The organism is Proteus faecis (genome assembly GCF_003144395.1).
Classification (GTDB): domain Bacteria; phylum Pseudomonadota; class Gammaproteobacteria; order Enterobacterales; family Enterobacteriaceae; genus Proteus; species Proteus faecis.
The window spans coordinates 1-5,000 of sequence record NZ_PENZ01000023.1 but is presented as its reverse complement, the minus strand read 5'-3'; the positions used below and the strand labels follow the sequence as shown (position 1 = coordinate 5,000).

The 5,000-nt window shown below is 48.8% G+C and carries 4 tRNA genes and 2 rRNA genes (1 of these 6 running past the window's edge); all 6 read left to right on the top strand.

The features are described 5' to 3' along the window. Positions 1–64 (top strand) — tRNA-Ile (locus DK858_RS05525) (it extends 13 nt beyond the left edge of the window). Positions 65–198: 134 nt separating this feature from the next. Then, positions 199–275, top strand: a tRNA-Ile gene (locus DK858_RS05520). 269 nt (positions 276–544) lie between these two features. Continuing rightward, positions 545–620: transfer RNA gene (locus tag DK858_RS05515), tRNA-Glu, on the top strand. 120 nt (positions 621–740) lie between these two features. Then, positions 741–816, top strand: a tRNA-Ala gene (locus DK858_RS05510). A gap of 863 nt (positions 817–1,679) precedes the next feature. After that, positions 1,680–4,807 (top strand): 23S ribosomal RNA (locus DK858_RS05505). 119 nt (positions 4,808–4,926) lie between these two features. Continuing rightward, positions 4,927–5,000 (top strand): 5S ribosomal RNA (gene rrf, locus DK858_RS05500); the annotation flags it as partial.

Sequence of the window (5,000 nt, the reverse complement as noted above, 5' to 3'; positions counted from 1 at the left end):
AGGTGGTTAGAGCGCACCCCTGATAAGGGTGAGGTCGGTGGTTCAAGTCCACTCAGGCCTACCACTTTTCCTTTATGCTGTGTTGTGAAGCAACTCGTTTACTTTAAGTAAACTTCGTTACTCCACGCCTTGCCTAAAGAAAAAGCTTCTTTTTATAAAGAAGAAAAGGAGTGGTTACACTGGTATTAAGAANGGTATAGGCTTGTAGCTCAGGTGGTTAGAGCGCACCCCTGATAAGGGTGAGGTCGGTGGTTCAAGTCCACTCAGGCCTACCAAATCGCCTTGAATACTGCGTTGTGAAAGAACTCGTTTACTTTAAGTAAACTTCGTTATTTCACGCCTTGTCTCAAGTCGATTTATCTTGAAAAAGATAATGGTTGAAACACTGGTTATTTCGACNACTGGGGTGAAGTCGTAACAAGGTAACCGTAGGGGAACCTGCGGTTGGATCACCTCCTTACCTAAGAGATACGTGTTATGTGCAGTGCTCACACAGATTGTCTGATGAAGAACGAGCAAAAGCGCGTCTGCGAAGCTGACTGAAGTCCCCTTCGTCTAGAGGCCTAGGACACCGCCCTTTCACGGCGGTAACAGGGGTTCGAATCCCCTAGGGGACGCCAATTGCGCGGTATGAGTGAAAGGCGTACCACACTATAACTGATGAGAATCAGGGAATAGTTAAGATAATTCGAGTGAGTTATTTTACCTATTATGCTCTTTAACAATCTGGANTGCATTATGGGGCTATAGCTCAGCTGGGAGAGCGCCTGCCTTGCACGCAGGAGGTCAGCGGTTCGATCCCGCTTAGCTCCACCATAATCTCTTGAATATAAAATAATAATTCAGAGTATATTAGCAATAGTATACTGCGAATTATTTTGCTCTTTAACAATCTGGAACAAGCTGAAAAATTGAAAACAAATCAATATATCACCGAGGTATATTGATGAGTCTCTCAAAATCTCAAATCTGAAAAGTACTCTTCAGAAAGGATATGCGAGCAAAATGATTTCAAGGCGGACAGCGCGCAGTAAGCGGAGCATACTTAAAGTATGTGAGCATTACGAGCACTGCCCAACACAGAAATCATGAAGCGTAGCAATCCGTTTTAAANTTTAACAATCTGGAACAAGCTGAAAAATTGAAAACAAATCAATATATCACCGAGGTATATTGATGAGTCTCTCAAAATCTCAGACCTTGAATTTGTGATACTCCAAGGCGAGTGTCATGAGCGAGCAACAGCAATTCTAGGCGGACAGCGCGCAGTAAGCGGAGCATACTTAAAGTATGTGAGCATTACGAGCACTGCCCAACAACGAATTGATGCTTGTGCAGCCATGACCTTTAAAGTCGTCTTCGGAAGAAACATCTTCGGGTTGTGAGGTTAAGCGAATAAGCGTACNTGCTCTTTAACAATCTGGAACAAGCTGAAAAATTGAAAACAAATCAATATATCACCGAGGTATATTGATGAGTCTCTCAAAATCTCAAACTTTGAATGTGTTTTGACATCAAAGTGGGATGAGCGAGCAATTTACAGTTCGAGGCGGACAGTGCGCAGTAAGCGCAGCATACATAAGTATGTGAGCATTACGAGCACTGCCCAACGAAGAAATGTAATCTGCGTAGCCATCACCACCCAGATAGTCCTTGAAAGAGACACTTTCGGGTTGTGAGGTTAAGCGAATAAGCGTACACGGTGGATGCCTAGGCAATCAGAGGCGATGAAGGACGTGCTAATCTGCGATAAGCGTCGGTAAGGTGATATGAACCGTTATACCCGACGATTTCCGAATGGGGAAACCCAATATCCAATGGATATTATCATGACGTGAATACATAGCGTCATGAAGCGAACCGGGAGAACTGAAACATCTCAGTACCCCGAGGAAAAGAAATCAACCGAGATTCCCCTAGTAGCGGCGAGCGAACGGGGAACAGCCCAGAGTCTTAATCAATGGCAGCATCAGGAGAACGGTCTGGAAAGTCCGGCAGTAAAGGGTGATAGCCCCGTATCCGAAGATGCTGTTATTGTGAACTCGACGAGTAGGGCGGGACACGTGTTATCCTGTCTGAATATGGGGGGACCATCCTCCAAGGCTAAATACTCCTGATTGACCGATAGTGAACCAGTACCGTGAGGGAAAGGCGAAAAGAACCCCGGCGAGGGGAGTGAAAAAGAACCTGAAACCGTGTACGTACAAGCAGTAGGAGCCCCATCACTCAAGTGCCTCGCACTGAGTGATTGGCAAAACCACTCGAAAACAGCGCCGCGTTTACCTACAAAATGGGTTGATTTTTTCAAGCCGTCGCGCAGTGTACATAGAAGTACACGAGCAACGGAAGTTAAAAAATCGAGCCAGTTTGGCAGTAAAAGCAAGCGGGACATTTGAGGATGGGGTGACTGCGTACCTTTTGTATAATGGGTCAGCGACTTATATTCTGTAGCAAGGTTAACCGTATAGGGGAGCCGTAGGGAAACCGAGTCTTAACTGGGCGAATGAGTTGCAGGGTATAGACCCGAAACCCGGTGATCTATCCATGGGCAGGTTGAAGGTTGGGTAACACTAACTGGAGGACCGAACCGACTAATGTTGAAAAATTAGCGGATGACTTGTGGATGGGGGTGAAAGGCCAATCAAACCGGGAGATAGCTGGTTCTCCCCGAAAGCTATTTAGGTAGCGCCTCGTGAACTCATCTTCGGGGGTAGAGCACTGTTTCGACTAGGGGGTCATCCCGACTTACCAACTCGATGCAAACTGCGAATACCGAAGAATGTTATCACGGGAGACACACGGCGGGTGCTAACGTCCGTCGTGAAGAGGGAAACAACCCAGACCGCCAGCTAAGGTCCCAAAGTCATGGTTAAGTGGGAAACGAAGTGGGAAGGCTCAGACAGCCAGGATGTTGGCTTAGAAGCAGCCATCATTTAAAGAAAGCGTAATAGCTCACTGGTCGAGTCGGCCCGCGCGGAAGATGTAACGGGGCTAAACCATGCACCGAAGCTGCGGCAGCGACACTAAGTGTTGTTGGGTAGGGGAGCGTTCTGTAAGCCTGCGAAGGTGTACTGTGAGGTATGCTGGAGGTATCAGAAGTGCGAATGCTGACATAAGTAACGATAATGCGGGTGAAAAACCCGCACGCCGGAAGACCAAGGGTTCCTGTCCAACGTTAATCGGGGCAGGGTGAGTCGACCCCTAAGGCGAGGCTGAAAAGCGTAGTCGATGGGAAACGGGTTAATATTCCCGTACTGGTGGTAACTGCGATGGGGGAACGGAGAAGGCTAGGTTGTCCGGGCGACGGTCGTCCCGGTTCAAGCATGTAGGCAGAGTGATTAGGCAAATCCGGTCACTTAATGCTGAGGTGTGATGACGAACCACTAAGGTGGTGAAGCAATTGATGCCCTGCTTCCAGGAAAAGCCTCTAAGCTTCAGGTTACCAACAATCGTACCCCAAACCGACACAGGTGGTCAGGTAGAGAATACTCAGGCGCTTGAGAGAACTCGGGTGAAGGAACTAGGCAAAATGGTGCCGTAACTTCGGGAGAAGGCACGCTGGCGGTAAGTGAAGTCCCTCGCGGACGGAGCCGAAGCCAGTCGAAGATACCAGCTGGCTGCAACTGTTTATTAAAAACACAGCACTGTGCAAACACGAAAGTGGACGTATACGGTGTGACGCCTGCCCGGTGCTGGAAGGTTAATTGATGGGGTTATCCTTAGGGAGAAGCTCTTGATCGAAGCCCCAGTAAACGGCGGCCGTAACTATAACGGTCCTAAGGTAGCGAAATTCCTTGTCGGGTAAGTTCCGACCTGCACGAATGGCGTAATGATGGCCAGGCTGTCTCCACCCGAGACTCAGTGAAATTGAACTCGCTGTGAAGATGCAGTGTACCCGCGGCAAGACGGAAAGACCCCGTGAACCTTTACTATAGCTTGACACTGAACATTGAGCCTTGATGTGTAGGATAGGTGGGAGACTAAGAAGTGTGGACGCCAGTCTGCATGGAGTCAACCTTGAAATACCACCCTTTAACGTTTGATGTTCTAACCTAGGTCCATAATCTGGATCGGGGACCGTGTCTGGTGGGTAGTTTGACTGGGGCGGTCTCCTCCTAAANTCGGGGACCGTGTCTGGTGGGTAGTTTGACTGGGGCGGTCTCCTCCTAAAGAGTAACGGAGGAGCACGAAGGTTGGCTAAGCATGGTCGGACATCATGCGGTTAGTGCAAAGGCATAAGCCAGCTTGACTGTGAGAGTGACGGCTCGAGCAGGTACGAAAGTAGGTCTTAGTGATCCGGTGGTTCTGAATGGAAGGGCCATCGCTCAACGGATAAAAGGTACTCCGGGGATAACAGGCTGATACCGCCCAAGAGTTCATATCGACGGCGGTGTTTGGCACCTCGATGTCGGCTCATCACATCCTGGGGCTGAAGTAGGTCCCAAGGGTATGGCTGTTCGCCATTTAAAGTGGTACGCGAGCTGGGTTTAGAACGTCGTGAGACAGTTCGGTCCCTATCTGCCGTGGGCGTTGGAAGATTGAGAGGGGTTGCTCCTAGTACGAGAGGACCGGAGTGAACGCACCACTGGTGTTCGGGTTGTCATGCCAATGGCATTGCCCGGTAGCTAAGTGCGGAAGAGATAACCGCTGAAAGCATCTAAGCGGGAAACTTGCCTCGAGATGAGTCTTCCCTGTCACCTAGAGTGACCTAAAGGAACGTTTAAGACTAAGACGTTGATAGGCTGGGTGTGTAAGCGTAGCGATACGTTGAGCTAACCAGTACTAATGAACCGTGAGGCTTAACCTGACAACACCGAAGGTGTTTTGTCTGAGAGACGAAGTGAGATGAAGTAAGCTTGTTTAAGATTGAAAATTACTGGTTACGAACGGATAAAGAAGTGAGTAACGGGTAATAAACCGAATTTGCTTGGCGGCCATAGCGCAGCGGTCCCACCTGATCCCATGCCGAACTCAGAAGTGAAACGTTGTAGCGCCGATGG